Here is a 4596-nt window from a genome sequence, read left to right as displayed (position 1 = left end):
GGGTATATGACCCTGAGTGGCTGCGCGGCGCTGGCTGAAAATCCCAGCCGTGTTTATAAGGTACATTTTTCATTTTTCGGCAATATGGCCCAGAACATTTGTGAACGTTCGTATTAGGCCGTGCTGACCCGGCCGTGGTGACCACACTTCGGTGTTACCCGGCCAGAGCCGCTTTCCACGCATCCCCTCCTTAAACTCCATGAAGAAACTCCCCACCAGCGGCGGCCTCGTGTATTCCACCGACGCGGGACGCATGTGCCCTGGATGCCGCCAGCCGGTGTCCGCGTGCACGTGCAAGCAGCAGGCCGCGCCCAAGGGTGATGGTGTGGTGCGCGTCATGCGTGAAAGCAAAGGCCGCGGCGGAAAAACTGTCACCGTCATCAAGGGCCTGCCGCTGGACGCCCTGGGCCTGGCGCAATTGGGCAAACAGCTCAAAGCCGCCTGTGGTTCGGGGGGCACGGCCAAAGACGGCATCATTGAAGTGCAGGGCGACCATTGCGACACCGTCATGCAGGCCCTGCAAAAACAGGGCTACGCGCCCAAGCGGGCAGGCGGTTAGGCATGAACCCCGAAGACCTCCAGCTGCTGGTGACCCGCGAAATGCCTTTCGGCAAACACAAGGGCACCCTGATCGCCGACCTGCCCGGCAACTACCTCAACTGGTTCGCCCGCGAAGGTTTTCCCAAAGGCGAAATCGGCCGCCTGCTGCAGCTGATGCAGGAGATCGACCACAACGGGCTGAAGCCGCTGCTGGATCCGTTACGGCGGTAGTCAAGTCACTCAATCACCGCGAAACTCTGGAAGCTTGGCAATCACCTTGATCTCAAACTGAAAGCCATAGAGCCAGGTCACGCCGACACCCGTCAGCGTAGGGTGCGGTGCGTTGCCCCAGTAGTCGGGCACCACTTTCCAGGCTGTCTCGAACACCGATTCCGGATCCACCATGAAGACGGTCACGTCGACCACGTCGTCGAAGGTGCAGCCTGCGGCCTTGAGGATGGCGTTCAGGTTGTCGAAGGCGAGCCGGACCTGCGCCTCCAGGTCGGGCTCGGGGGATCCATCTTCGCGGCTGCCAACCTGCCCTGAAACGAACAGGAATCCGTTGGACTTCACCGCCGGCGAATAGCGGTTGCGTTCATAGAGGGCCTGGCGCCCGGGTGGAAAAACGACGTCACGCTTGGTCATAAAAATGTCCTTTTTCATATGGGCCGTCGCCGGCCCGTGGTTAACGATGAAAGAACTTTAGAAGACTGTGCCTTTCGGATAAACAGGCAAGGCTAACCATCACTGTTCGTAGAATCCAAACAATCATCAACGTCAACATATCTGGAGCAGAGATGGACCGTTTCGATGCAATGCAGGCATTCGCCCGCGTGGTGGAAGCAGGCAGCTTCACCAAGGCGGCCGAGACACTCCATATGAGCAAGACCAGCGTGACGCAGCTGGTGCAGCAACTGGAAGCGCGGCTGCGGGTCAAGCTGCTCAACCGGACCACACGGAAGGTCAATGTCACTGCCGATGGCGCTGCCTACTATGACCGGGTGGTGCGCGTCCTGGCCGAGGTTGATGATGCCGAGACCAGCCTGTCCAGCGCGTCGGCGTCGCCCAGGGGCCGGCTGCGGGTCGATGTGCCCAGCCCCCTGGCCCGCATGATCCTGGTGCCGGCCTTGCCGGAATTTCATGCGCGCTACCCTGAGATTCAGCTCGACATGGGTGTCAGCGACCGCATGGTGGACCTGATCGGCGACAACGTGGATTGCGTCGTGCGCGGCGGCGAGCTAACCGATCAGTCGCTGATGGCCCGCAAGGTGGGTGACCTGCAGTTGGGGGTATACGCCGCCCCGGCCTATCTGGAGCGCTCGGGCACACCGTTGCACCCACGAGAGCTGGAAGACACACATCACCGCATCGTGGGTTTTCTGTGGGCGCGCACCGGCAAGGCTTTTCCGTACGCCATGCACTGCAAGGGCGAGAGCATCAAGGTGCAAGGCCGGCACCTGTTCGCATTCGATGACGRCAATGCCTACCTCGCGGCCGGGCTGGCGGGATTGGGAGTCCTCTGGCTGCCGGACTACATGGCGAAGGCGCACCTGGCTGGCGGCGAACTGGTGCGCCTGTTCAAGGGCTGGCGCCTTGACCCGATGCCTTTGTACGTAGCCTTTGCGCCGAACCGGCATGTCAGCGCCAAACTGCGCGTGTTCATCGAGTGGATTGCCGGGCTGATGGCGCAGCATGCGCCTGTTGCTGGCCCGCGTGACGGAAAAACATGACCCCGCCATGGAAATTCCATCGGCGATATATTCATTTCATTCAAGGAGTTTTCGATGGCCAATCTTCGCCAAGCCCTGGTTCACATGCGCTCGGGGCGCTGGACCGAGGCACACACGATTGTGCAGAGTGATGAGTCGCAACTGGCCGCCTGGCTGCACGGCATCCTGCATGTACAGGAGGGCGACCTGGGGAATGCCGAGTACTGGTATGGCCAGGCCAAGCGGGATTTCAACGGCCGCGGAACGCTGGATGAAGAGATGGACCGCTTTGAGGCAGGGCTGCCCAAATAAGCGTGGTCACACCATCGCAGCCAGACGCGTCCCCTGGTCAATAGCGCGTTTCGCATCGAGTTCGCTGGCTTCGTCTGCGCCGCCAATCAGATGCGTCTTGACGCCGGCCGCGCGCAGTGGCTCCAGCAGTTCGCGCAGGGGTTCCTGTCCGGCGCACAGCACGATGTTGTCGACCGCCAGCACGGTGCCGTCCTGCCGTTTTTCGCCGAAGGTGATGAAGAGGCTGAGGCCTGAGCCTTCTTCGTTTTCACCAATGCGTTCATAGTTGACGCCTGAAAGCATTTCGACGTTTTTCATCTTCAGCGCGGCACGGTGGATCCAGCCGGTGGTCTTGCCCAGGCCCGCGCCCAGCTTGCCGGGCTTGCGCTGCAGCAGGGTGACATGGCGCGCCGGCGGCGTGACCAGCGGGCGTACCACGCCGCCGCGCACTTCACCGGGGTCGGCCACACCCCATTCGGCGAGCCAGGCGGGCAGGTCGAGTGCGGTGGAATGGCCGGTGGGTGTGACGAGGAACTCGGCGACGTCAAAGCCGATGCCGCCTGCGCCTATGAGTGCCACACGTTCGCCAACGGGCTGGCGGCCCAGCAGCACATCGATGTAGCTCAGCACCTTGGGATGGTCTTGCCCGGGAATACGCGGGTTGCGCGGCGTGACGCCGGTGGCCAGCACGACTTCGTCAAACTTCTGCGCAATGAGGTCGGCCGCCGAGACGCGGGTGTTCAGGTGCAGCTTCACGCCGGTGCCGGTGATGCGCTGGCCGAAGTAGCGCAGGGTTTCCTCGAACTCTTCCTTGCCGGGCACGCGCTTGGCCAGGTTGAACTGGCCGCCGATTTTGTCGGCCGCGTCATACAGGTCAACGCTGTGGCCGCGCAGGGCCAAAGTGGTGGCGGCGGCCAGACCCGCGGGGCCTGCGCCTATGACGGCAACGCGTTTTTTGGCGGGGGCGATGCGAATGACGAGTTCGGTTTCATGCCCGGCGCGGGGGTTGACCAGGCAGCTTGCCAGCTTGGCCTGGAAGGCGTGGTCCAGGCAGGCCTGGTTGCAGGCGATGCAGGTGTTGATCTCGTCGCGGCGCCCCTGCGCGGCCTTGTTGACAAACTCGGGGTCGGCCAGGAAAGGGCGGGCCATGCTGACCATGTCAGCCGAGCCGTCGGCCAGCACCTGTTCGGCCACCTCGGGCATGTTCAGGCGGTTGCTGGTGATGACAGGAATCGTGAGGCCGGCGGCACGCAGGTCGGTGCGCAGCTTTTTGGTGACCCAGGTGAAGGCACCACGTGGTACTGACGTCGCGATTGTCGGCACACGCGCCTCATGCCAGCCGATGCCGCTGTTGATGAGCGTGGCACCGGCGGCTTCCACCGCTTGGGCCAGCAGCACGACTTCCTCCCAGCTGCTGCCGCCGGGGATCAGGTCGATCATCGAGAGGCGGTAGATGATGATGAAGTCGCGCCCGACGGCTTCGCGCGTGCGGCGCACGATCTCGACGGCCAGGCGCATGCGGTTGGCGTAGCTGCCGCCCCACTCGTCGGTGCGCTGGTTGGTGTGGGTGACAAGGAACTGGTTGATGAAGTAGCCTTCGCTGCCCATGATCTCGACGCCGTCGTAGCCGGCATCGCGGGCGAGCATGGCGCAGCGGATGAAGGCGCGGATCTGCCGCTCAATGCCGCCGGCGCTGAGCTCGCGCGGGGTGAAGGGCGAGATGGGGCTCTGGATGCGCGAAGGTGCGACGCACAGCGGGTGGTAGCCATAGCGGCCGGTGTGCAAAATTTGCAGCGCAATCTTGCCGCCTTCTGCATGTACTGCGTCAGTGACCTGCTTGTGGCGGCGCGCAGCGCCTGAGCTGGCGAGCATGCCGGCAAACGGTTTGGTCCAGCCGGCGATGTTGGGCGCGAAGCCGCCGGTAACCATCAGGCCCACACCGCCGCGCGCGCGCTCGGCAAAGTAGGCGGCCATGGCGGGGAAGTGTTTGCGGCCGTCTTCGAGGCCGGTGTGCATGCTGCCCATGAGCACGCGGTTCTTCAGCGTGGTGAAGCCC

6 protein-coding genes are annotated in these 4596 nt (G+C 63.3%); 4 read left to right on the top strand and 2 right to left on the bottom strand.

Annotated features, from left to right (window positions below; translation table 11 throughout):
- The first annotated feature begins 199 nt into the window (after nucleotides 1-199).
- Nucleotides 200-559, top strand: coding sequence for a translation initiation factor Sui1 (locus AC1D1X_RS16140; protein ID WP_477670959.1), 360 nt, complete (start codon nucleotides 200-202; stop codon nucleotides 557-559).
- Between the two features lie 2 nt (nucleotides 560-561).
- A complete protein-coding gene (locus AC1D1X_RS16135) occupies nucleotides 562-771 on the top strand; it encodes a DUF3820 family protein (protein WP_477667170.1) in 210 nt (69 codons plus the stop codon).
- A gap of 9 nt (nucleotides 772-780) precedes the next feature.
- Here AC1D1X_RS16135 and AC1D1X_RS16130 read toward each other — a convergent pair whose 3' ends face one another.
- Entirely contained in the window at nucleotides 781-1185 is a 405-nt protein-coding gene (locus AC1D1X_RS16130; RefSeq protein WP_477670958.1) for a RidA family protein, read from the bottom strand.
- Nucleotides 1186-1337: 152 nt separating this feature from the next.
- On the opposite strand from AC1D1X_RS16130, the gene AC1D1X_RS16125 reads away from it, so the two are divergent.
- Both AC1D1X_RS16125 and AC1D1X_RS16120 read left to right on the top strand, forming a co-directional pair.
- A complete protein-coding gene (locus AC1D1X_RS16125) occupies nucleotides 1338-2270 on the top strand; it encodes a LysR family transcriptional regulator (protein WP_477698649.1) in 933 nt (310 codons plus the stop codon).
- 54 nt (nucleotides 2271-2324) lie between these two features.
- Nucleotides 2325-2561 (top strand): hypothetical protein, encoded by a 237-nt coding sequence (locus AC1D1X_RS16120; RefSeq protein ID WP_477670956.1) that lies wholly within the window; start codon nucleotides 2325-2327, stop codon nucleotides 2559-2561.
- 6 nt (nucleotides 2562-2567) lie between these two features.
- Here the strand turns inward: AC1D1X_RS16120 and AC1D1X_RS16115 are convergent.
- On the bottom strand, nucleotides 2568-4596 hold a 2029-nt coding region (locus AC1D1X_RS16115; protein WP_477698648.1), incomplete at its 5' end, for an oxidoreductase.

The sequence above is a fragment of the Polaromonas sp. P1_G4 genome, from assembly GCF_056405475.1.
This window is presented reverse-complemented; position numbering and strand designations above follow the sequence as displayed.